We start from the raw sequence: 23,571 nt of genomic DNA on the forward strand, positions 1-23,571 counted from the left end.
GGTGGGCGCGGCGTCCCGCCCCCGCATCACCCCCGTATTGAGGAGTCACCGTGGCCGTCTCGGTCTTCGACCTGTTCTCGATCGGCATCGGCCCGTCCAGCTCCCACACGGTCGGCCCGATGCGTGCGGCGCGCATGTTCGCCCGCAGGCTGAGCAACGAGAGCCTGCTGGACAAGGCCGCGTCGGTACGGGCGGAGCTGTACGGCTCCCTCGGCGCCACGGGCCACGGCCATGGCACGCCCAAGGCGGTGCTGCTCGGGCTCGAGGGCTCCTCGCCGCGCACGGTGGACGTGGAGACGGCCGACCAGCGGGTGGAGGAGATCAAGACCTCCGGCTCGCTCCGGCTGCTCGGCGAGCGCGAGATAGCGTTCGCCTTCGACGACGACCTGGTCCTGCACCGGCGCAAGACGCTTCCGTACCACGCGAACGGCATGACCCTGTGGGCCTACGACGCCTCGGGTGCCGAGCTGCTCACGAAGACGTACTACTCGGTGGGCGGCGGCTTCGTCGTCGACGAGGACGCGGTGGGCGCCGACCGCATCATGCTCGACGACACGGTGCTCAAGTACCCCTTCCGCACGGGCGACGAACTGCTGCGCCTGACGAAGGACACAGGCCTGTCGATCTCCGCGCTGATGCTGGAGAACGAGCGGGCATGGCGCACGGAGGAGGAGATCCGGTCCGGGCTGCTGGACATCTGGGGGGTCATGCAGGCGTGCGTGTCGCGCGGCATGTCGCGCGAGGGCATCCTGCCCGGCGGGCTCAAGGTGCGCCGCCGCGCGGCCGTCACCGCGCGCCAGCTGCGCGCCGAGGGCGACCCGGTGGGCCGCGCGATGGAGTGGATCACGCTCTACGCGATGGCCGTGAACGAGGAGAACGCGGCGGGCGGCCGGGTGGTCACCGCGCCGACGAACGGCGCCGCGGGCATCATCCCGGCGGTCCTGCACTACTACGTCAACTTCGTGCCGGGCGCGGACCAGGACGGTGTCGTCCGCTTCCTGCTCGCCGCGGGCGCGATCGGCATGCTCTTCAAGGAGAACGCGTCCATCTCCGGCGCCGAGGTCGGCTGCCAGGGCGAGGTCGGCTCGGCCTGCTCGATGGCGGCGGGCGCGCTGGCGGAGGTGATGGGCGGCACTCCCGAACAGGTGGAGAACGCCGCCGAGATCGGTATGGAGCACAACCTCGGTCTGACCTGCGACCCGGTCGGCGGTCTGGTGCAGATCCCGTGCATCGAGCGCAACGGCATGGCGGCGGTCAAGGCCGTCACGGCCGCCCGTATGGCGATGCGCGGCGACGGTTCCCACAAGGTTTCCCTCGACAAGGTCATCAAGACCATGAAGGAGACCGGCGCGGACATGAGCGTGAAGTACAAGGAGACGGCGCGAGGCGGGCTCGCGGTGAACATCATCGAGTGCTGATGATGTAGGCCCTGACCAGCGTGCTCGTGCCTTTCAGTGCTGCCAGGGCCGTCTCTGCCCATCCGGTGTGAAGTTCCCGCAAGATGGATGTCGTCAGTCGGCCGGTCTGTCCGGGCGGGTACGCCGCGGCGTAGCTCGTGGGACGTGAAGAGGCCGGAGTTGGCGCACAGTTCCTGCCGAGTTGCGTCGGCCGCCATGGCGTGGTCACGTGGAAGAAGGCATTGGTAGGAGACCGAAGTCAGGGCCAGAGGTCTGGCACGAAAGAGCTCCGGCCTGTGCGGCACATTGGTCCTAAGACGCCATGGCCGGGACCGTCCCTCGCCGCTCCTTCGCGTTCCGCCTTCGACCGGTGTGATGCGTGGTCATGTGCCTCAGCGGAGGCTGTCTCTTTCGGACTCGGCGAGGCCTGGACGGCCTGCTCGTACAAGGGTCTTCGCCGGACAGCCGTCCCAATCGCACGCCCATCGCACGATCGGTGAGACCGATGGCAACGAAATCACTGGTTCCCCTCAGCGGCAGCGAACGCATGGCGATTCCTGATGCCCGCCCCGTCGACGAGGTGGACGACGCCCAGCAGATCGACATCACCCTGATCCTGAAGCGCCGCGAAGAAATCCCCAAGAGCCTGGTCGAAGGATCCGACACCGTCTCAGGCACGCAACTCGCCGAGCGGTACGGCGCGAATCCCGACGACATCGACCTCATATGCCGCACGGCGCAAGACCGCGGACTGACCGTCGTGAAGGCGGACCAGGCATCACGCCGGGTCGAGATCGCCGGGCCCCTTGGCCGACTGCGGACCGTGGTGGATCCTGGACGGCTCACCTGGGTCAAGAGCACAGATCCCATCACCGGCAAGGCGACTGAGCACCGCCAGAGGGAGGGCACGCTGCGGATCCTCCCCGAGTGGAAGGGCATCGTGAGCGCGGTGCTCGGCTTCGACGATCGCCCTCAGGCGCGCCCTCACGTGCACCGTGGAGACGCCGGGAGCGAAGGGATCTCCTATTCGCCTGCCGAGTTGGGCCGTCTCTACCAGTTCCCGCCGGGGACTGATGGCACCGGTCGAACAATTGCCCTCGTCGAACTCGGTGGCGGCTTCGACCAGGAGAACTTGATGAGCTACTTCGCCGATCTCGGAGTGCCGACTCGGCCGAGCGTGACCGCTGTTGGCGTGGGCCACGGGCAGAACGCGCCCGACGGACGCCCGGACGGCGACGACGGCGAGGTCCAACTCGACATCGAAGTGGCCGGTGCCCTGGCACCTGGAGCCCAGCAGATCGTCTACTTCGGCGAGAACAACGACAAGGGCTTCGTCGACGCCGTGAGCGCTGCGGTGTACGCCGATCCCCCGCCGACCGCCCTCAGCATCAGCTGGGGCAAGCCGGAGGACGCCTGGTCGCCGCAGGCCCGTGACGCGATGGACGCCGTGTTCGCGGACGCGGCGGCGCTGGGAGTGACCGTGTGCGTGGCCGCGGGCGATCACGGGGCGAGCGACGGGGTGCCGGACGGCAGGCCGCACCCCGACTTCCCGGCCACCAGCCCCCATGCCCTCGCCTGTGGCGGCACCCGGCTGGAGGCGGATCCCCGGACAGGGGCGATCGACTCGGAGACCGTGTGGAACGACGGCCAGGGCTGGGCCAGTGGTGGCGGCTACAGCACCGCTTTCGAGCAGCCTTCCTGGCAGGCGGCCGCGGGCAACTCCGATGGTGTCACCGGCTGGCGCGGCATACCGGATGTGGCGGGTGACGCGGACGGCGACACCGGATACGAGGTGCGAATCGACGGGGAGGACACGGCCCTCGGCGGCACCAGCGCAGTGGCTCCGCTGTGGGCGGCTCTGGTCGCCCGCCTCTCCGAATCGAAAAACCGGCCTCTCGGCCTCATGCAGCCCCAGCTGTACGCCGGCATCACGCCTGGTGGGTCCGTCCCCGGCTTCCGGGACATCACTGAGGGCGACATCGGCGACTACGGGGCGGCGCCCGGCTGGGACGCGTGCACCGGCCTCGGCGTCCCCGTCGGCGCCGAGCTGGTGAGTCGGGTGTAGCGAGTCGGCTCGTACCGCGGCGCGCCGGACGGCGACACTCGGGCGGTGGCCGGCCGACCGGCGTTCGATGGCTGTCACCCGCCGAGAGCCGTTCGGAGTGGTAGGCGCCATCACGCCGTTCAACTTCCCGCTCAACCTGGCGATCAACAAGATCGCCCCGGCGCTCGCCGCGGGCAACACCGTCGTGCACAACACGTCGAAGGCCCGCGCGACGGTGATCGGCTTGCCCACGTTGAGGGACTCCAGCAGGGCCAGCTCGTCCGCGCGCTCCTCGATCGCGTCGGCGATCCGCAGCAGCACCCGGCCGCGCTGCGGAAGGGTGAGTCCGCCCCACTCCTCGCTCTCGAACGCGGCCTGCGCGACGGAGACGGCCTGGTCCAGATCAGCGTTCGAGCCCCAGGCGACCCGGCAAATCACCTCCTCCGTAGCCGGATTTATGATCTCTCGGGTCTCACCGCTCTCGGAGGGGCGGGGCTTCCCGTCGATGAAGAGCTGTCCATCCGCTAAGTTCCGGGCTGGAGAAGACATGACTGCACTCCTGTCGCGCATACGATGATTTCGGCTGCAGGTGGCATCGCCGATCGCCGGCGGATCTCCCGGTTCTCTCCGACCGGCCCGCTCGCCCAGCAATCCAAACGCTATCCACGCCTTGCTCCCGATCGGCGTTCTGCGGCAGGCCCGGGTGCAGTCTCGTTGAGTCAGATCTGCCTCGGCCGGCCGATGAGCAGGTGGACCAGCAACGCCACGACGGCGAGCGCGGCGCCGGCGAGGCAGAGCGTGCGCACCCCTGTCGCATGGCCGAGCAGGATGCCGCCCAGGCCGACACCGAGGGCCTGGCCGAAGTAGATGCCCGAGGAGTTGAACGAGATCACCACGGGCGGCAGTTCGGGCACCAGCGCGGTGAGGCGGTGGTTGTTCGGCGTGGCCACCGCCCATCCGGCGGCACCGTTGAGCACCATGACGACCACGACGGCCGCCGTGGAGGACGTAACCGCCAGCGCGGCCAGGGTGACCGCCAGCACGACCAGGGCGAGCGACAGAGTCCGCTCGGCACCCCAGCGATCGGTGAGCCAGCCGCTTCCGAAGGAGCCGACCATGCCGCCGACGCCCCAGAGGAGCAGCGCGATCGCGAGTGCCGTGCCGGTGGTGTGCGCCGTCACGCGGAGCACATCGGCGACGTAGGCATAGACCATGATGCTCGACGCGCTGGCCAGCAGCATGAAGGCGACCAGGGCCACCACCCGTCCGCGGGCGAGCACCGCCAGCCGGGCCGACATCGGTACGGCCGGCGGGATGGGCAGCGCGGGCAGCGTGGCCAGCAGTCCGAGGAGGGCGATCCCGCCGACCACGGCGACGAACACCAGGCTCGCCTGCCAGGACATGTGCTGGCCGATCGCGGTGCCGACGGGGACGCCGCAGACGGTACCGACGGTCAGGCCGCCGAGGATCACCGCCAGGGCCTGCCCGCGGCGAGCGGGACCGGCGAGGGCCGCCGCCGCGGAGGCGTTCGGCGTGTAGAGGGCGGCGCCAAGTCCTGCCAGGACGCGCGCCACGAGCAGCAGCGTCAGGGAGGGCGCGGCGGCCGAAGCCAGGGCCGGTCGGGCCGCAGGCCGTGGTGAGTGTGCAACAGCACCTGGGCGGCACCGAGCAGTTGCCCCTGCCCGCCCGGGCATCGACCCGCGACGGTCCAGGATGGTCTCGGCCCTGGCCCGGATACCGCTGCCCAGGGGTTCCGGAAGCGCCGCCACCCAAATCGTGCGGGTGATCGGCGAACTGAACGGCCGGGTTTGTCATGGAGCCACCCACCCTTCAGCGCGCTCCTTCCCTGAGGAGGCCGACCCCACGCTGCGTGGGTGATCGGCAACCTGTACTCTTCGGTAACAGGTGTTCGAACCACCCCTGACCAGGGTGGCGCCGAACGCTGTCAGGGCATCATCCGCGCCCGGATTCGCGAGTCGCCCAGGGCGACGGAGGGCGGCGGACACTGCTTGGGGGGAAAAGCTTGTCCATCAACGACGATCCGCGGGTGAAGACGACCACGTGGACATCACCGCACCTGGGCGACGACGACCGGTCGTCCGAGCCAGGTGGAACTACGGCATTCCGGATCGCCGGCGAAGGCAACGCCCCCGATACCTGCCGCACGGCCGCCACCTGCCCTTGCGCCGACAACCCGGGGTGCGGCCGCAATGACCGGTCGGCCGCGTGCGATGGACATGCCGCCCCACGGCCGGGCCTCGCACCGGAAATCCACCCCGTGACGGTCACCCGCCGCCACGGTCGGCGGACCGGCAGCAGGCCGTCGTCGGCGGTGGCCCTGCTGCCGCCCGGCCCTCGGGCATCACGGGCACTTGGGCCCGGGCAGCTGCGGGAGCGACGGCCTTCGGCGCAACGGTCCTCGTACGCCTGACGGTGCTTCAGGTTTGACGTGGGCATCGGGCGACAGCTCCGCGCTTCGGCGACAACTGCCCCCGGCGCACCACGGGGCGCGGCCGCCACTTCGGGCACCGCGCCCAACACGTGTGGCCTCCTTCGGCTCTCGCGTCCGCCCGCCCGTGTGTCGCACCCCGCCCTGCCGTCGGGGGCCGGACAGGGCGCTTCCCCCGTTTTCAGGCATTCCTCACCCAGTGGAGTCTTGCTGTGCACCGAATACGCACGCTCAGTGCGGTCACCGCCATGCTGTGCGGCCTTCTCCTCGCCGGTAATCCGGGGACGGCGACCGCTTCTCCTTCCCCTGCGCCTCGGACGGACAACGCGCAACACCGTTCCTCCGGTCATCGTCCGGCGCCGTCCCCATGGTCCAGGCCGACGACGGGGGCCGCCGATCCGGACGACGACCCGAACTGGACGGCCGAGGATGCCATCCGGTTCTGGACGCATGACCGCATGGAGGCGGCCATCGACCCCTCCGGCCGCCATGCCGAACCGGCGGGGCATGCGTCGATGCGAAGGGGTCCGGCCGTCAAGTCGCCCGCTGACGGCGGAAAGCACTTCGCCGGGATCAAGTCCGTCGGGACTCTCTATGGCGGAAGCGCTCCTCAGACGCACTTCTGCACGGCCAGTGTGGTGGACAGTCCGGGGCACGACCTGATCCTCACCGCCGGGCACTGCCAGAGTGCCCACGGTATGTTCGTCCCCCGGTACGACGGCAGGAAGTCCGCCGACGCCCAGCCGTTCGGCGTCTTTCCCGTCCAGGAGTGGTTCCGCGACCCCCAGTGGGCAGCGGACAAGGGCGCCAACTCCGACCTGGACTTCGCCTTTGCGCGGGTCGGTACCTACCACGGCAAGAAGGTCCAGGACGTGGTCGGTGCGAACACCGTGGCGCCCACTCCGGGATTCACCAACGATGTCACCGTCATCGGTTACCCGATGACCAGGTACGACCGCGCGGACCAGGCGGTGAGCTGCCCGGCCAGGACCAGCGCCCTGGCGGGGTTCAATCAGATGCGCATCGACTGTGCCGGCATGTGGGGAGGAGTCTCCGGCGGGCCGTGGTTCTCCAGGGTCGACGTGAACGGCTCGGGTACCGGGGAGATCGTGGGCAACGTCGGCGGCTGGAACGCGGGCGGCCCTGACGTGCCGACCAGTGATCCGCTGTACAACCGGCTCACGTACAGCCCTGTGTACGGCGACCGCTTCTTCCAGCTGTACGGCGACGCCAAACTCGGTGCCCATACCGATCACGGCCCCTACCAACAGCCTGCGCTCCCCTACTCCATGGGCACCTGGGACGCCTGGCGGCACGCCCGGCTGCTGGTTTCCGGGGACTTCCGGGGTACCGGCCACGGCGACATGATCGCGATGTGGAGTGATGGCCGGGCCACCTTGTACCTCGGCGACGGCAACGGAGGGTTCGCCTCCGAGCATCAGCTCCTGGCTCCCAACACCACCTGGCCCCATGCGCAGGCCATCACCGCGGGGAACTTCACGGGCTCGAACCGGTCCGACCTTTTGGTGCGCTGGTCCGACGGCGAGGTCACCCTGTACGACGACGTCGCGGACAACGGGCTGAACACGGCCGGTACCCAGATCACCGGCCCCAACCCGACGTGGCCCCATGCCACCCAGATGACGGCCGGCCACTTCACCACGGGCCAGGACGCGACCGACCTCATCGTGCGCTGGTCCGACGGCGAACTGTCCCTCTACTCCGGCGTCGGTGCCGGCACCTTCGGCAAGGAAAGCCAATTGAAGGGGCCCAGCCGTGCCTGGCAGGACGCCGCCGGTCTGACCAGCGGCGAATTCCTGGGCGGCGGGGAATGGAATTTGATGGTCCGCTGGAAGAACGGCGAACTGGACACCTACCCGATCACCACCTCCGGAGTGGGAAGCGCGGCCCGCCTTCAGGGCCCCAGCACGTTGTGGACCGGCGACCAGGCCATGACCGCCGGGAACTTCACCCCCAATGGGCAAACCGATGACCTCGTCGTTCGCCGCCCCGACGGCGGAACGACGCTTTACACGGACACCGTCTCCAACAAACTCGGCACCGCGCGCGCTCTCATCGCACCGGCCCCCTGAACAAATTCCCCGTGAGGATGGTCAGGTGGTTCTTGTTTGTGACGCCGTATTAGGTTCACGGTCGACCATTTAGTGCTTCGACGAACAGAAGGACAAGTTCATTCTGAGGCCGCCGAATCAGGTGCCTCTGATCGAGCGGCTTCGTCGAGCCCGAGAGCGACAGCTGTCCAGGCCTTCGAGGTCCTCGAGTACCGAGAGAACGGCCCTGACCCGCGGTGGGTGTCCACCGCAGCGGTCAGGGCCGTTTTCCGTGCGGGGGGGGGCGGAGCCCAGGGAACCGTTCAGGAGGTCGACGGGAAGGCACGGCGGGACCGTGGCGGCGTTCGGAATGGGCCGGCGGGAGAGAGAGGCCGTGGCGAGCGTTGCGGAACGGATGCTGTTGGTGAAACCCGGGGAGGAGCTCGTACGGTCCGCCGTGACCGCCGGGTTCGATCTATGGGTGGTGCTGGAGCCGCGGGAGCCCGTGCCCGAGGCGGTGCGCATCGAGCGGGTGTTCGTCGCGGGCCCGGCCATGGCGGCGGACGGCGCCCTGCACGGCCTGCTGACAGGGCTCGTACGACGGTACGGGATCGGGCAGGTGCTGTGCGGGCCCGGCGCCGACGACGGCGCCCGGGGCGTGGTGCGGCGGATACGGCAGGAGCGGTCCGGGGCGCTGTGGCGCGACCCGGCCGAGGAGCGGCTGAAGGACCCCATCGGGCTGCGACGGCTGCTGCGCGGGAGCACGCAGGCGCCTGTGCGGGCGGAGGAGGCGGGCACCGTGCGCCAGGCCCGCGCTGCGGCCGAGCGGTTGGGACCGCCCGTCGTGATCAAGTCGTCCGGTCCGCAGGGCGGTTGGCGGCGGACGGACTTCGTGCGGGATGCGGAGGGGCTCGCGGTGTGGGCGAAGACCGCGGTGGACGGGACGCATCTGGTCGAGGAGTTGCTGGCGGGGCCGCGATTCCGGGTGCAGACGCTGTCGCTGGGCGGGATGCACCACGTGGTGAGCGTGGTGGTGCGGGAGGGGTTCGCGGGAAGGGCGCGTACGGGGCCGAACGCGATCTCCGAGATCCGTTCCTGCGTACGGGAGTTGCTCGATCTGGCGGGCTTCGTGAGCGGTGCGCTGCGTACCGACGTCGTGCTCACACGGGAGGGGCCCCGGATCGCCGGGTGCTCCGACGGCGGGCTCTGAGTACCGGTGACGGACCCGTGCGGAGCCGGTAACGAGACGGGACCGGATCGGGAACCGCTGCCGGAAACATCACCGACGTCGAGAGCGGGCGGCACTGCCGCCACCGCCAACTACCCCTGGGGGACGGATACATGCGCAGCAAGGCAGCGCGACTGATAGGGATCTTCGCGGCTCTGGCCCTGGCACTCGGCCTGGGCGCGGCGGTGGAGCTCCCGGCCGTGACGGGTACGGCCGCGCACCAGGTGCTTGCCGACGAGGCAAGCCCGCACACCGTACAGCCGTAAGGCCGTACAGCCGTAAGGCCCCACACAGCGGCGCATGCCGAAGGCGCCCCCTCCGGATCACCGGAGGGGGCGCCTTCCGTTTTCCGGGCACTACCTGCGGCGCGTATCCCGGCAGTGCTCGCGGCGCGTTTCCCGCCGGGCCGGTCAGCGTTCGCGGGGCGGGCGCTCCATTCCGACCAGGGTGAGCAGTTCCTGCGCGGCCGTCCGGTGTCCGTCCGCCGCCGCGTCGCCGAGTTCCCGCTCCGCGCTCGCCAGGCCGGACAGCGCATGCCACTCCTCCACCCGCAGACAGACCGAGGTAGCGCTGCGACGGGCCTGTTCGTGCAGGGCGCGGGCCGTCTCGTACCGCCCCGCGTGGAAGTGGAAGCGGGCGACGAGGTTCTGCGTCTTGGCGCGGCGCAGGGGCGCGTCGGTCCGGCCGGCCAGGTCGAGGGCCCGGGCGGCGAAGCCGTGCCCGGCCTCGGTGTCGCCGAGTTCCTGCGCGGCCCGGGCCGACAGAGCGAACAGCAGGGCCGTGTCCCCGGCCGGGATCCGCCCGTCGCACAGGGCGCGGGCCCGGGCGAGGGTGTCGCGGGCAGCCCGGTGGTCTCCCAGGCCCATCTGGGCGAAGGCCAGGTCGGTCAGGGAGACCACCTGGTTGTTGAGGTAGCCGAGGCGCCGGGAGATCTCGGCGGCCTCACTCGCGGCCTCGGCGGCCTCGGTGTAGCGGCCGAGTTCCTCGTACGCCGTGCTGAGGGTGCACAGGATGTCGGCCTGGTTGCGTACGGCGCCCAGCTCTCCGGCGAGGGCCAGCGAGCGCCGCAGGTGGCGCAGGGCCGGCTCATGGCGGGCGCGCGTGGCCTGCAGGGTGCCCAGGACACTCTCGGCGTGCGCCTCGGTGAGCCGGTTGCCGGCCCGTACGGCCACGTCGCGGGCCTCGGTGACCGTCTCGATGCCCTCCTCGAACAGGCCGAGTTTCCAGCAGGCGACGCCGAGGTTCGACAGGGCGTTGCTCAGCAGCCACAGGTCGCCGGTGCGACGCGCGGCGGCAGCGGCGGTGCGGGCGACGTCCGCGTACTCGGTGTGGTGGCCACGGGCGTTGAGGTGGAAGATCAGATTGCGGGCCAGTACGGCGGTGTGCCGGTCCAGGCGCCGCCGGAAGGCCAGCGCGGTCGCCTCGAGCAGGCCCTCGTGCTCCTGCGCGAACCAGTGCCGGGCCGTGGCCGCATCAACCAGCGGCGGCAACTCGCCCTCGTACGGCGCCAGTTCGGTGGGCTGCTGCTTGCGGCCCGGGAAGAGGACCTGGCACGCGGCCTCGGTGGCGGCGACGTAATAGCCGAGCAGCCGCTCCGTCACGGCCGCCGTCTCCTCCTCCTCGGTGGGCAGCTCCCGGGCGAAGCTGCGCACCAGGTCGTGGAAGGTGTACCGGCCGATGTCGGGCTGCTGGAGCAGATGGACGTCCAGGAGGTGCTCCAGGAGGTCCTCCGCGTCGAAGAGGTCCAGGTCGAGCAGTGCGGCGGCGGCATGCGCGTCGATCCGGGTGCCCGGGTGCACGGCCAGCAGCCGGAACGCGCTGCGGCCCCGCTCGGTCATCGCCAGGTAGGACAGCCGCAGGGTGGCCGCCACGCCCCGCTCGCCGGAGGTGAGTTCGACCATGCGGCGGGTCTCGTCGCGCAGCCGGTCGACCAGGTAGGCCAGCGTCCAGCGCGGCCGGTTGCGCAGCCGGGCGGTGGCGATGCGCAGGGCCAGGGGCAGATGACCGCAGCGTTCGGCGAGTTCGGCGGCCGCCTCCGGCTCGGCCGCGACCCGGTCCGCGCCGAGCGTCTCGGCGACCAGTTCCACGCTGTCCTCGAGGGGCAGCAGTCCGAGCGAGAGCCAGGCCGCGCCGTCCAGGTCCACCAGCCGCGCCCGGCTGGTGACCAGCACCAGGCAGCCGGGCGCGGAGGTGAGCAGCGGGCGCAGCTGCGCCGCGTCGACGGCGTTGTCCAGCAGCAGGAGCAACCGCCGCCCCACCAGCGAGGAGCGCCACAGGGCGGCCCGGCTCTGCAGGTCCTGGGGGATGCGCTCGCCCGGGGTGCCGAGCATGCGCAGCAGCACGTCGAGGGCGTTCTCGGGCCGCATCGGCTCCTCGCCCGGGGTGAAGCCCCGCAGGTCCAGGTGGAGCTGACCGTCCGGATAGTCGCCGGCGAGCTGGTGCGCGGCGCGTACGGCCAGGCAGGTCTTGCCGGCGCCGCCCATGCCGTCGATCGCCACGATCCGCGCCCGGTGTTCACGTTCGGGGGCCGTTGCCAGCTCGATGACGCGGGTGAGCTCGGTGCGTCGGCCGGTGAAGTCGGAGAGGTCGTAGGGGAGAGTGCAGGGGGCCTCCGGCCGCGTGTGCGGGGCGGGGGCAACCGGCGCGTACGGGGCCACGGGGCCGTCGGAAATCCCGGCAGTGGCTCCGGTGTCCGCCGCCACGGGAGCGCCGGTCCCGTGCAGTGACGGTTCTGCGGTGGCGGCGGCAGGGGCCGGGGCAGGGGCAGGGGCAGGCGCCGGGCTCAGCGTCGGATTGTCCTGCAGGATGTCCTCGTACAGCTTGGCCAGCCGCGGGCCCGGGTCGACGCCCAGTTCCTCGACGAGCAGGGTGCGGACCCGGCCGTACTCCTCGAGCGCCTCGGCCTGCCGGCCCGAGCGGTACAGGGCGAGCATGAGGTGGCCGCGCAGCGTCTCGCGCAGCGGGTACGCGGCGACGAGATCGCGCAGGTCCGCGACGAGCGCATTGCCCTCGCCGCACATCAGCCGCAGCTCGAACAGCTGCTCGGCAGCGGTGATCCGGCGCTCCTCGAGCACGGTGGCGGCCGCGTCGATCACCGACCCGCCCGTGCCGGCCAGGACGCGCCCGCGCCACAGGGCGACCGCCGCGCCCAGTTCCCCTACCGCGTCGGCGATGCGGCCGGCCGACTCGGCGCCGGCGGCGGAGCGCAGATGGGCGCCGAACTCCAGCAGGTCCAGGCGGACGCCGTCGAGCACGACCCGGTAGCCGGGGCCGTCGGTGACGATCAACCCGCTGCCCTCGGGGATGCGCCGACGCAGGTCGGCGACGGCCTTGCGGACCTGATGGCCGGCAGTGGTCGGCGGGGTCTCCCCCCAGGCCGCCTCGACCAGCCGGGGCACCGGGACGAGCCGGCCGGGCTCCAGCAGCAGCATGGCGAGAACGCGCTCCTGAATGGCGCCGCCGAGACGCAGCCGGTTTCCGTCCAGCCAGCCCTCCAGCGGACCGAGCAGCAGGAAGGTCAGGCCCCGCGCCGGCGCCGGCGGATGCTCGCGGGCGCCGGCGGCGTCCTGCAACGCCAGGGGTGCGGCGGCCTGATGGAGTTCGGCCGCCGTGCCACCCGCGGATCTGTTCCCGTCGTTCCCCACGTCCATGACCGCCATCGGCTCCCCCGCCCCATGCCCCAGTCCCCCAGCCACGGCACAAACCAGCGGAATCATAACGCTTGGCGCAGCGAGTGCTACGGGTTGCAACGAAGCGTCGGGACGGAACGCGGCACTGCGCCGGCAAGGGACGGAACGCGGTACCGCGCCGGTAAGGGATCGGGAACGGCCCGCCGGACCCTGCGGAGGCAGGCAGGAGAGGCGGAGGTGCGCGGCGAACCCGCGGCACACCGCCACCGACCATCCCCAAGGAGCATGAGCGTGGGCAGACCGGAGAAACCGCTGGCGCAGGACGCCGGACCGGCCACCGCCTTCGCCCGGGAGCTGCGCCGGCTCCGGGCCGCGGCGGGCTCCCCCAGTTACCGCGAGCTGGCGAAGCGGGCCTTGTTCTCCGCATCGGTGCTCTCGGACGCGGCGGCCGGCTACCGGCTGCCGACCCTCCAGGTGGCGCTCGCCTTCGCCGAGGCATGCGGCGGGGACCGGATGACGTGGGAGCGGCTCTGGCGTGAGGCGGCGCGCTGCGCGGGCGAGGAGACGGGGCCGGGGCCCAAGGCCGCGCACCAGGCGCAGGAGAGCCGGCTGCGGGCCGCCGCGGTGCGGGCGCTGCTGCCGGCGCCGGCCCAACTGCCGATGGAGCCGCGGCCGCTGGCCGGCCGGGCCCGGCAGCTGAGCGAGTCGCGCCTGCTGACCGTACCGGGCGACGGCCCCGCCCCGCCGCTGCTGATCCACGGGCAGGCCGGGGGAGGCAAGTCCGCGCTCGCACTGCGGCTGGCCCGCGAGCTGGCCGCGGACCTGCCGGACGGGCAGCTGTACGTCAGCCTCGACCCGGCCGCCGACGGGCGCAAGGACGCTGCGGGCATCGCGGGCGGGCTCCTGCAGTCCCTCGGCATCGCGCCGGAGCACATCCCGAACGACCCCGCGCAGCGTGTCGGGCTGTACCGCTCCGTGCTGCACGAGCGGCGGTTGCTGGTGGTGCTCGACGGTGTGCTCCAGGAGCGTCAGGTGCGCGAGCTGCTCGTCGCCGCCCCGCACAGCAGGATCGTCGTCACCGCACGGTCCCGGCTGCTCGGCCTGGACGGGGTACGGCGGCTGGCGCTGCCCGTCCTGGACCGGGACGAGTCGATGGAGCTGCTCGCGGGGATCGTCGGCGAGGACCGGCTCGCCTGTGCCCCGAGGGCCGGCCTGCTGCTCGCGGAAGCCTGCGGCGACCTGCCCCTCGCCCTGGTCCTCGCCGGCCGGTGGCTGGCCGCGCGCCCGGAGGCCCTGTTGGGCGAGGCGGTCGCCGAACTCGTCGCCGGAGACGGGCTGTTCGACCGGCTGCGGGTGGGCGACGAAAGCCTGACCGAGCGCTACGAGGCCTCCTACCGCCGTCTGACCCCCTGGGCCCGGCTCGTGCTGCGCCAGTTCGCGGCCGCGAAGACGGCACCCTCGGTGAACACGGTGGCCCACCGCTCCGCCACCGCCCTCGCCCGCTCCCTGGAGCGGCCGGCGGAACCGGTCGAGGACCTCCTCGAGACCCTGGTCGACAGCGGCCTGCTGGAGCGGACCGACGTACCCGGACAGTACGGACTACCGCCGCTGGTACGGCAGTTCGCGCTCTCCCGGGCGGACCCCACCGCAAGTGGGCCGGACTGCGCCCAGCACGCCGGGCGGGACCGAAGTGCCGTTCCCGCGCCCTGACCCGTACTCAGTCCTGACAGGAGATCTCAGCATGACCACTCCCACCCCCGTCGCCGCCCTCGCCGAGGAGGCCGTCGGGGTCATCGCCGCCGAGGATCCGCTCGACGACGCGCTCGAAGGGTGCCCGGAGACCGTCGGGCGGCTCGCCGACCCGTCGTGGGAGGCGCAGTCCGCCCTGCGGGAGCGGGCGCTGCGGCTCGCCGGGCGGGCGGACCGCGCGCCCGCCGAGGACGCCGACGAGCAGGTGACCCGGGCCGTGGTGGCGCAGCAGGCGCGGGCCGTCGCCGACCGGCTCGGGGCGCGCCTCGTCGAGCACACCGTCGCCGACTACCAGAACTCTCCGATCGGTCGTCTGCTCGGCTCCCTGCCCGAGGTGCGCCCGGCGGGCGATGAACAGGAGCGCGGTCATCTGGATCGGCTCGCGGCGGTGCCCGAGTACCTGGCGCAGGCGGCGGAGCGACACCGCGCGGGTCTGCGGGAGGGAAGGCTGCCCGTCGCCGAGCGGGTCCGGGCGGCGGTCGCCCGGCTCGACGCCTACCTCGCGGACCCGGCGGGGGACCCCCTGCGCGCGGTGCCGCTGCGGGAACGGCACCACGCCGAGCGGGACCGGCTGATCGACGGGCGGGTGCGTCCGGCGTTCGCCGTCTACCGCGACGTCCTGTCCGGCGAACTCGCCCCGCGGGGGCGGCCCGAGGAGCGGCCCGGACTGTGCCATCTGCCCGACGGCGAGGAGCACTACGCCACGCTCGCCCGCGTCCACACCACCACCGGACGCTCCCCGAAGGAGCTGCACGACATCGGCATCGAGCTGCTCGCCCGGCTCGAGGACGAGTACGCGCACATCGGAGCGCAGGCCTTCGGCGGGGCGCCGGACGCGGGCGAGGTACGGGACCGGCTGCGCACCGACATCCGGTTGCGGTGGAGCGGTGCGCCGGAGATGCTCGCGGCCGCCCGTACCACCATCGCACGAGCCGAGTCGGCCGCCCCACGACGCTTCGGGCGGCTGCCCGCCCGCCCCTGTGTCCTGGACGGCAAGGAGGTGCCGGGGGCACCCCAGGCCTGGTACATGCCGGCCGCGCTGGACGGTTCGCGGCCGGGAACGTACCACGCCAACACCGAGCGGGCGGCGGAGCGTTCACGGGTGCTCGCCGAGGCCACGGCCTTCCACGAAGCGGTGCCCGGCCACCACGTCCAGCTCTCCATGGCCCAGCAGCTGACCGGGCTGCCGCGGCTGCGCCGGATCGCCTGGATCAACGCCTACATCGAGGGCTGGGGCCTGTACGCGGAGCGGCTCGCCGACGAAATGGGGCTGTACTCCGGGCCGTTGGCCCGGCTGGGCATGCTCGCGATGGACTCGCTGCGGGCCGCCCGTCTGGTCGTCGACACCGGGCTGCACCACTTCGGCTGGAGGCGCGAGCAGGCGGTGGCGTACCTGCGCGACCACACCGTGCTGGCCGAGGTCGAGATACGGAACGAGACCGACCGGTACATCGAGTGGCCCGGTCAGGCGCTGTCCTACATGACCGGCCGGCTGGAGATCCAGCGGCTGCGCACCCGCGCCGCCCAGCAGCTCGGGCCGGCCTTCGACATCCGCGCCTTCCACGACCTGGTGCTCGGCAGCGGCTCGCTGCCACTGGACGTGCTGGACCAGGTGGTCGCGCGCTGGACGGCGGACTGCTGAGCGACAGCGCGGGGAAGGGGCCGGTGGCGACACCGGCCCCTTCGTCCGTGCTCAGGCGCTGAACAGCCCGTTCATCTGGAAGAAGTCGAGCGAGCCGTCCAGCTCGTCGTACGTACCGGATGCCAGCAGCTCCAGCGTGGCGCGGCGGGCCGCCGTGTACGCGGCCTGGGCCACGCCGGTGCCGACACTGACCCGGCGCACCCCGGCCTTGGACAGCTCGGCCACGCCGGGCCCGCCGGGGCCGGCCATGGCGTTCACCGGCAGCGCGGAACGGGAGGACAGTTCACCGAGAACGGCCAGGTCGAGCAGGCCGGGCACGAAGATGCCGTCCGCGCCCGCCTCGGCGTAGGCGGCGGTGCGGGCCAGCACGTCCTCCAGGCGTCCGGACTCCTCGCCGATGCCGAACAGGTACACGTCCGTACGGGCGTTGATCACCAGCTCGGGCAGCCCTGCCTCGGCCGCCGCGGCGCGCGCCGCCGCGATCCGCTCCGCCTGCTCCTGCGGTGTGAACAGCGGGCCGCCGGGAGCCTTGGAGTCCTCCAGGTTGATACCGACCGCACCGGCCGCGACCACCGCGGTGACCGTCTTCGCCACCTCGGCCGGGGCCGCGCCGTAGCCGCCCTCGACATCCACCGTCACCGGAACGTCCACGGCGGCGACGATGCGCGCGGCGGCTGCGAGCATCTCGTCCCGGTCGGCCTGCTCGCCGTCGCCCTTGCCGAGGGACCAGGCGACACCGCCGCTGGTCGTGGCGATCGCCGAGGCACCGGCGGCGGCGATCACGGCGGCGCTGCCCGCGTCCCAGGCGTTGGGCAGCACGAGAACAGAGCCCGTGCCGAGAGCGCGCAGCCGCTGGGCCTTGTCCTTGGTGCTCTGGTCAACTGTCATGGTTTTCAGTGCCTTTCACGGTTTCCGCAACTGCTGCTGCGGTGCGGGGCGACGACCGCGTGCGATCGTCACACACGGGTTCGGAAGAGGGGCGGTATTCGGACGACTCGGGCGTACGGTCAGGGGGTCGCGCGGGTGATCGTCACGTAGAGGTGTTCGTCGAGGACCTTGGGGAGGGTGACGGCCGGGCGGCCGAGATCGGCGACGAGCGCGTCGGCGGTCAGACCGCTCTCGGCGAGTACGGCGCGCGCCCAGGACCGGCCGGTGCGCAGATGGCGGGCGAAGGCGGCGCCGTCCCGGGTGCCGTACAGCTCGGTGGCGATGGCCGCGTCCCAGGGCATCACGGTGTGCGGGCGCAGCGCGTACAACGCCTTCGCGGCGGCCGTCGGGCCGAGGGTGCGGGGGCGGGGCGGGGACTTGACCGGAAGGCCGGCGAGTTCCTCGTACGCCCGGGACACGGCGTCGATGTCGCTGTCGGTCAGGTCGGGGAGCGGGGTGACGGGCAGCAAGTGCTTCTCGCTCCACGCGGCGAGGTGGTCGCCGAGCAGGTACGGCTCGCCCTCGCGCGGGTACGGCAGCCTGCACCCCCAGGAGTTGAGCCAGCGGTGCAGGGCCGAGCGGTGGGCGGGGTCCCCGGGTTCGAGGGCCGGGGCGGTCAGCTCGCGCAGCTCGAGCCAGGTGCGGTCGACACCCCGGTAGGCGGCGAACACCTGGGCGGAGGAGCGCAGTCGGGCCAGGTCCGGGGCCGGGCGCAGCGGCGGATCGGCGTCCGGGCCGAGGTGGGCACGGGCGACCTTCCCGGGGACGCACATGCGCCACGCGTCGGTGACCAGTTCCGCCAGTTCGGACGGGCTCAGCGCGGCGAGCGACGCCTGGGCCCAGTTGTAGCGCAGGTCACCGGCGCCGGGCAGCGAGAACTTCTCCGGTTCCGAGGCCACCAGGGCCTGGCGCTCCTCCTTGGGAAAGGCGAACCCCAGGGTCGTCTCGTCACGGGACAGCGCGAGATAGACGATCCGGCCGATGCGGAACTTCACCCGGTCCCGGATCAGATGCTCCTCGGTGCGCGGCAGCGCGAGTGCCAGGTGCCGCACGTCCTCGACGGTGACCATGTCGTTCCCCTCCTGTGGTGCCGGGCTACGCGGGCAGGTCCTGCGCCGGGCGGACCTTCACCTCGACCCTGTCCAGGGCTCGTACGGCGGCGGCGAGCGCCTCGGCCCCGGTGGCCGCCTCGGTGACGGCCGAACCGATCCGGTCCCAGGAGCTGCGCAGCTCGCGCACCTCGGCGCCCGGCTCCACGGTCACGGAGCACAGCTGGACGCCGGGCAGTGCGCGGGCCTCCTCGACGCCCGAGACGGATTCGACGACACCGGCCCCGGTGTGCAGGAAGCGGATCGCGGCGGCGCCGGGGGCCTTCTCGGGCAGGGGGGTGGGCAGCGGTTCACCCTTCATCAGGGTCCAGAAGGCGCGGACGAGGTCGATGCGGTACGCGCGGTCGATCAGATCGACGATACCGTCACCGGGGAAGCGGCCGGCGCACTCCACCAGATAGGGGCGGCCGTTCTCGACGATCCACTCGCAGTGTGCGACACCCGTGCCGAACCCGACGGCCGTCAGCAGGCGTTCGGTCTCCGTACGGAGCAGCGTGTCGAGCTCGCCGGGGATGTCGGCGGGGACCAGATGGCCCAGCTCGACCGGGCGGCCTCCGGGGTAGAGGTCCTTGCCCGTGACGTTGCCGAACAACACCCGGCCCCGCTCCACCAGCAGCTCCACGCTGTACTCGCGGCCCTGGACGCACCGTTCGACGAGCATGCGGAGTTCGAAGCCGCGGTCGGGGACCATCACCCCTTCGTCCATGGCGGTGGTCTCGGCCCAGGCCTCGTCGATCTCGTCGGCGGAGGCGAGGATGCGGGTGCCGAGGGCGGCCTGGCGGTTGGCCGGCTTCAGGACGGCCGGCCCGGGGTGCCGGGCCATGAAGGCGCGGACCTCGTCCGGGCCGGTGACCTCGACGGACTCGGGGTTGAGGATGCCGGCGGCCCCGCTGACCTTGCGCAGCACGGCCTTGTCGCGGAGGATCCGCAGCGCCCCGTGGCCGCCGGTGGGCAGGCCGTAGCGCTCGGCGAGGCGGGCCGCGAAGGGGGTGGCGTACTCCTGGAGCGGCGCGACGGCGACCGGGTCGAGGTCGCGGTGCGCGTTGTAGAACGCGTCGGCGGCGCCGTCGAGTTGGTACTCCCAGGCGATCAGGTCCCGCACGACGGATGCCTCGTCGGCCTTGGGCCTCAGCTCGCGCTTGCGGATTACGTCGGGTTCGTCGACGACGATCACGGAGCCGTCCGGCTGGAACTGGGCGAGCGAGGTCACCGCCACGGGGACGAAGCCCACCATGATGACGGGGCGTTCGGTCATGTCTGTCTCCTTGGTGGGTGGGTCAGGCGTCCGGGCCGGTCAGGTCGGCGCGGACCTGGGCGGCCAGTTCCCCGGCCGTGGACATCGCGTCCTCGAACGACGTACCGGTCACGCCGAGGAAGCCGAGGATGCTGTTGCCCTCCGGTGGGCGCCGGACCAGGTCGCCGGGCTTGGCGGTGAGCTTGAGAAAGAACAGGTCGTCCCGGTCGGCCACCTCGTCGGGGACGTGCACGCGCTCCACCCGGCCGGAGGCCGGGGGCAGCAGGCACAGGGCCGCCGTGTGGACGCCGGTCGGCCGGTAGTGGCCGGCCTTCGGGCGGACCCCGCGGGCCACGTCGGCGACGGCCGCGATCGGGTCGTAGCCGGCGGAGATGCGGGACATGTGGTCCAGGCCGCCGCCACCCGGCCGTACGGCGATCTCCACCAGATGCGGGCGGCCCTCGTGGAAGCGGACCTCCGCGTGCATCACGCTGCGTCGCAGACCCTGGGCGCGGGCGCCCGCCGCGACGACCTCGTGCACGGCCTCGACCTGGGCCGGGGTGAGCGCGGTCGGGGCGTGGTGGACGTCGTCGTCGAAGGTGTCGCCCTCGGCGGTGACCCGGTCGACGATCGAACCGAGGTAGACCTCGTCGTCCCAGGCGAGGGCCTCGATGAGGAACTCGTCGCCGTCGAGGAAGGACTCCACCAGCAGCCCGTGCGGACCCAGGTCGAGGCCGTCGGCCTCCATGGCGTACCAGGACAGCTCGGTCAGGCCCTGGGCTGCCTGGGCGTAGCGCTCGCGCAGCTCGGCGGCGTCGTCGGCGCGGAAGACGTAGTTGGAGGCGGCGCCCAGGGTCGGCTTGACGATGACCGGGTAGCCGAACTCCTCGGCCGCGGCGAGGGCCTCGGCCTCGTCCGTGACGAAGCGGAAGGACGGGCAGGCGGCGCCGCCGCGCTCGTGGGCCCGGCGCATCAGCAGCTTGTTGCGGCTGGCGCGGGCGGCCTCCATGCCGATGCCGGGCAGGCCAAGGGCCTCGGCGACGGCGGCGACGGCGAGCACGGCGGACTCGGAGAAGGTGAACACGCCCTCGAAGCGCTCCTCGGCGTGCCACTCCTTGGCCGCGGCGATCAGGTCCTCGATCGCCCGCGAGCCGGCGGTGCGGTAGCGGTCGGCGGGCCAGAAGTCCTCGGTGCCCTCGCCGTTGAGGACGTAGAGGTCCGCGCCGAGGCCGACGACCTGCTCGTAGCGGGAGATGTAGTAGGTGGCGTTCTGCCGGGCTTCGATCGCCAGGAGCTTCATGGCGGATCCTCTCGGGTGGAAGTGGTCAGGGCGTGGCGTCGAGGGGTGCGGTGTCCAGGGCCGCCAGGCCGGTGGGATCGGGCATGCGGCCGAGGACGCGGTCGGCGAGGGTGCGGGCGATCAGCGGCGCAAACTTGAAGGACGTGCCGCCGCAGGCCGCGTAGGCGTGGCCCGAGTCGCCGAGGGAGACCACGAGGGGGCCGCCGGTCTCGGCGTACGACAGGTAGTAGCAGTCCTTGCCGCCGAGCACCCACGCCGGTCCGAAGCCCGGCAGCAGGTCGCCGAACTCGGCCGCGAGCTCCCGCTGCCGTTCCTCGGGCGTGACCTGGTCGGTGAGGTCGTCGGCCTCGCGACAGACAGCTGCGGAGCTGAGCTTGAGCGCGGTGCCGGCCACCGGCGGGATCAGCCAGGCGCCGCGTCGCGTACCGAGGGCGGGGACGGCCGGTGTGTCCGCCCACGTCTCGGCCCGCGCCCTGGGCACCCGGCAGTACAGCAACGACTGCCTATACAGGGTGAGCGACTTGGCCACCCGCTCGGGCAGCAGCCGGCGTGCCCACGGTCCTACGGCGACCAGGACGCCGTCGCCGTGCAGCACCCGCCCGTCGGCCAGGCGGACCTGTCCGCGCTCTCCGTCCACCGCGACCGCGGGCCGGTGTTCGACGAGGTCGATGCCGGGCTGCCACTTCAGCCAGCCGACGCAGGCGGCGAGCACGCGCTCGGCGAGCAGCACCCCGGCCTCGTCCTCCAGGACCCCGCCGAGGGCGCCGTCGAGGGACAGGTGTGGATAGCGCTCGGCGAGCGCGGTCGCCGTGAGCGTCCGCGCGCGCCCGCCGGCGTCGGACAGGAGCAGCGCGCCCGCGTCGGCGGCGGCGGGCGGCAGCACGGTGAGCGCGCCGACCCGCTCGTAGAAGCGGGTGGCGAACAGTTCCTCCAGTTCGAGCCAGCGATGGTGGGCGCGCAGCGCGGCCGCGGTGGCGAGCGGATCGGCCGGATGCAGGGCCCGGATGATCCGGTGCTGGTCGAAAGAGGTGGCCCGGCTGTAGGGGATCGGGCCCTGGTCGACGACCGTGACCCGGTGTCCGGCCAGGGCGCACTCCACGGCGGTCAGCAGGGCGATCACCCCGCCGCCCACCACGGTGACACGCATCGGGCACCTCCTTTCATCGGTGGTTCGGCCGGTGGATCAGCTCTCCGCGACGGTGCGGCCGAGCGCGGGCAGGGTGAAGACGGTGGTCATGCGCTCCTCGGGCGCGACGGCGAACCTGCCGTCGAAGCCGCCCTCGGCCCGCGCCCGCTCGGCGAGGTCGATGAGGATCGGCGAGGCCGCCGCGAGCAGCGTGCGGACCTCGGCGAACAGGTCGCCCAGTGCGGCGGCGGACGCCTCACGCGTGGCCGGGGTCAGCCCGTCCAGCAGAGCCTCGGCCCGGCCGAGGAGGCGTTCGGTGTGCAGTGGGATCAGGTCGGCGGTGCGGCTGAGGCTGTAGCCGGTGAGCCGGTAGCCGGCCTCGAACCGTTCGGCCATCGCGGCCCGGCGCGCGTTAGCCGCCTGCGACACCGGCAACTCCTGGTCCTGCAGGCCGAGTTCGGCGACCGCCTTGCCGAGCAGGCTGCCCAGCCGGTTCCACGGGCCGACCAGACGCTCCCCCGTGATCTTCTCCAGGGCGGCCCGGGAGAAGTTGGTGCGGGCGTGCTCGGGAGCGGTGAGGGCGAGGTGGAAGCGGACGAGGTCGCGGGGGACCTCGCGGACCAGGTCGCGGGTCCACACCACATGCCCCTTGCTGGTGGAGAACTTCTCGTTCTCCAGCTCGTAGAACTCGTTGCAGACGATCTCGTCCGGCACGACGTAACGGCCCTCGTGGGCGAGCAACAGCGACAGATGGGTCAGGCCCCAGAAGTAGGCGTTGTCGAAGCCGAGGAAGTACACCAGCCGGATGCCGTTCCCGGCGAGCCACAACTCGTCGTCGGTCGCGGGCCGTTCCCCGTGCGCGCGCTGGGCGACTGCAGTGCAGTACATGGAGGCGGGCATGCCCTCGGCCCAGGCGTTGAGGACCTGGCCCGGCGTCTCGGGGAACGGGGCGGGAATCCCCCAGCCCGTCGGATACGTGATCGGGAAGTCCGGCAGCGGGCGGGCCAGCAGCTCGCGCATCAGCTGCACGATGTGCGGGCGCCAGGTGGACTGCTTGGCCTCGTGGTAGGCGGTCAGCTGCTCCCGGTACTCCTCCAGCGGCAGGACGAGGATCTCGGCCTCGCGGTAGGTCACCTCCGCCGTGGGGTCGACGGTCGAGCGCGGGTCGGTCAGCTCGGTGAAGTTGTTGGGGTGCCCGCAGCTCTCGCACAGCCCGCCCCGGCTGACCGCCAGGCACACCGGGCAGCCGCCGCTGACCAGGCCCTCCATCAGGAACTCTCCGGTCGCCTCGATGTACGGCAGCTTCACCTTGCGCAGCCGGAACTTGCCGGCGTCGTACAGGCGGGTGAGGAAGTCCAGCGCCATCGCGCGGTAGCCGTCGTCGAAGGGGGCGAACCCGTCGACGGAGATGCCCATCAGGCCGAGCGTCTCCTGGATGTCGTGCCAGCACTTCTCGGCCAGCGCCTGCGGGGTGGTGCCCAGCTTGGCCGCGCTGGAGACGACGTACGTCTGGCTGTCGTCCGTGCCCGTGGTGTACAGCACCGGCTGCCCGGTGGCCCGCAGATAGCGGGCGTGCACGTCGGCCGCCATGTAGGGGCCGGCGATGTGGCCCACGTGCAGGTCGCCGTTGGGGGTGGGGGGCGGGCCGATGATGACCGTGCGCCGCTGTCCTGTCTGCTCGCTCAT

Annotated in this window: 15 protein-coding genes and 2 pseudogenes; 8 read left to right on the forward strand and 9 right to left on the reverse strand. The window is 72.3% G+C overall.

What is annotated here, in order from left to right:
- The first annotated feature begins 50 nt into the window (after nt 1-50).
- The 3 genes and pseudogenes from AAW14_RS20455 to AAW14_RS20465 form a co-directional block, all read left to right on the forward strand.
- Complete coding sequence (locus tag AAW14_RS20455) at nt 51-1,418, forward strand: L-serine ammonia-lyase (protein WP_265565346.1); 1,368 nt, start codon at nt 51-53, stop codon at nt 1,416-1,418.
- A 484-nt stretch (nt 1,419-1,902) separates the two neighbouring features.
- The gene (locus AAW14_RS20460; RefSeq protein WP_265565347.1) at nt 1,903-3,462 is read left to right on the forward strand and encodes a S53 family peptidase; all 1,560 of its coding nucleotides are present in this window, start codon (nt 1,903-1,905) and stop codon (nt 3,460-3,462) included.
- A gap of 64 nt (nt 3,463-3,526) precedes the next feature.
- A pseudogene (locus tag AAW14_RS20465) lies at nt 3,527-3,656 on the forward strand (aldehyde dehydrogenase family protein); the annotation flags it as partial.
- A 55-nt stretch (nt 3,657-3,711) separates the two neighbouring features.
- Here the strand turns inward: AAW14_RS20465 and AAW14_RS39770 are convergent.
- Both AAW14_RS39770 and AAW14_RS20470 read right to left on the reverse strand, forming a co-directional pair.
- A pseudogene (locus tag AAW14_RS39770) lies at nt 3,712-4,011 on the reverse strand (aldehyde dehydrogenase family protein); the annotation flags it as partial.
- Nucleotides 4,012-4,160: 149 nt separating this feature from the next.
- Nucleotides 4,161-5,135, reverse strand: coding sequence for an MFS transporter (locus AAW14_RS20470; RefSeq protein ID WP_265565388.1), 975 nt, complete (start codon nt 5,133-5,135; stop codon nt 4,161-4,163).
- Between the two features lie 1,270 nt (nt 5,136-6,405).
- Between AAW14_RS20470 and AAW14_RS20475 the strand changes: the two genes are divergently transcribed.
- The 3 genes from AAW14_RS20475 (at nt 6,406) to AAW14_RS20485 (ending at nt 9,435) form a co-directional block, all read left to right on the forward strand.
- A complete protein-coding gene (locus AAW14_RS20475) occupies nt 6,406-7,983 on the forward strand; it encodes a trypsin-like serine peptidase (protein WP_416223343.1) in 1,578 nt (525 codons plus the stop codon).
- 352 nt (nt 7,984-8,335) lie between these two features.
- On the forward strand, nt 8,336-9,151 hold the full coding sequence (locus AAW14_RS20480; RefSeq protein ID WP_265565349.1) for a hypothetical protein: 816 nt from the start codon (nt 8,336-8,338) through the stop codon (nt 9,149-9,151).
- Between the two features lie 131 nt (nt 9,152-9,282).
- Nucleotides 9,283-9,435: a hypothetical protein gene (locus AAW14_RS20485; protein WP_265565350.1), complete on the forward strand. Its 153-nt coding sequence runs from the start codon at nt 9,283-9,285 to the stop codon at nt 9,433-9,435.
- Between the two features lie 144 nt (nt 9,436-9,579).
- Here AAW14_RS20485 and AAW14_RS20490 read toward each other — a convergent pair whose 3' ends face one another.
- Nucleotides 9,580-12,819 carry an AfsR/SARP family transcriptional regulator gene (locus tag AAW14_RS20490; RefSeq protein WP_265565351.1) on the reverse strand — a complete coding sequence of 1,080 codons (3,240 nt, stop codon included), beginning with the start codon at nt 12,817-12,819 and terminating at the stop codon, nt 9,580-9,582.
- A 270-nt stretch (nt 12,820-13,089) separates the two neighbouring features.
- Between AAW14_RS20490 and AAW14_RS20495 the strand changes: the two genes are divergently transcribed.
- Entirely contained in the window at nt 13,090-14,508 is a 1,419-nt protein-coding gene (locus AAW14_RS20495) for an XRE family transcriptional regulator (protein WP_265565352.1), read from the forward strand.
- Nucleotides 14,509-14,539: 31 nt separating this feature from the next.
- On the forward strand, nt 14,540-16,189 hold the full coding sequence (locus AAW14_RS20500; RefSeq protein WP_265565353.1) for a DUF885 domain-containing protein: 1,650 nt from the start codon (nt 14,540-14,542) through the stop codon (nt 16,187-16,189).
- A gap of 51 nt (nt 16,190-16,240) precedes the next feature.
- Here the strand turns inward: AAW14_RS20500 and AAW14_RS20505 are convergent, their stop codons facing one another.
- From AAW14_RS20505 to AAW14_RS20530, 6 genes are all read right to left on the reverse strand, one after another.
- Nucleotides 16,241-17,077 (reverse strand): isocitrate lyase/PEP mutase family protein, encoded by an 837-nt coding sequence (locus tag AAW14_RS20505; RefSeq protein WP_265565354.1) that lies wholly within the window; start codon nt 17,075-17,077, stop codon nt 16,241-16,243.
- Nucleotides 17,078-17,196: 119 nt separating this feature from the next.
- On the reverse strand, nt 17,197-18,186 hold the full coding sequence (locus AAW14_RS20510) for an MmcQ/YjbR family DNA-binding protein (protein WP_265565355.1): 990 nt from the start codon (nt 18,184-18,186) through the stop codon (nt 17,197-17,199).
- Between the two features lie 25 nt (nt 18,187-18,211).
- Entirely contained in the window at nt 18,212-19,480 is a 1,269-nt protein-coding gene (locus tag AAW14_RS20515) for an ATP-grasp domain-containing protein (RefSeq protein ID WP_265565356.1), read from the reverse strand.
- Between the two features lie 22 nt (nt 19,481-19,502).
- On the reverse strand, nt 19,503-20,759 hold the full coding sequence (locus AAW14_RS20520; protein ID WP_265565357.1) for an ATP-grasp domain-containing protein: 1,257 nt from the start codon (nt 20,757-20,759) through the stop codon (nt 19,503-19,505).
- A 25-nt stretch (nt 20,760-20,784) separates the two neighbouring features.
- On the reverse strand, nt 20,785-21,906 hold the full coding sequence (locus AAW14_RS20525) for an NAD(P)/FAD-dependent oxidoreductase (RefSeq protein WP_265565358.1): 1,122 nt from the start codon (nt 21,904-21,906) through the stop codon (nt 20,785-20,787).
- A 36-nt stretch (nt 21,907-21,942) separates the two neighbouring features.
- Entirely contained in the window at nt 21,943-23,571 is a 1,629-nt protein-coding gene (locus tag AAW14_RS20530; RefSeq protein ID WP_265565359.1) for a class I tRNA ligase family protein, read from the reverse strand.

Source organism: Streptomyces hygroscopicus (assembly GCF_026168105.1).
Classification (GTDB): Bacteria; Actinomycetota; Actinomycetes; order Streptomycetales; family Streptomycetaceae; genus Streptomyces; species Streptomyces hygroscopicus_D.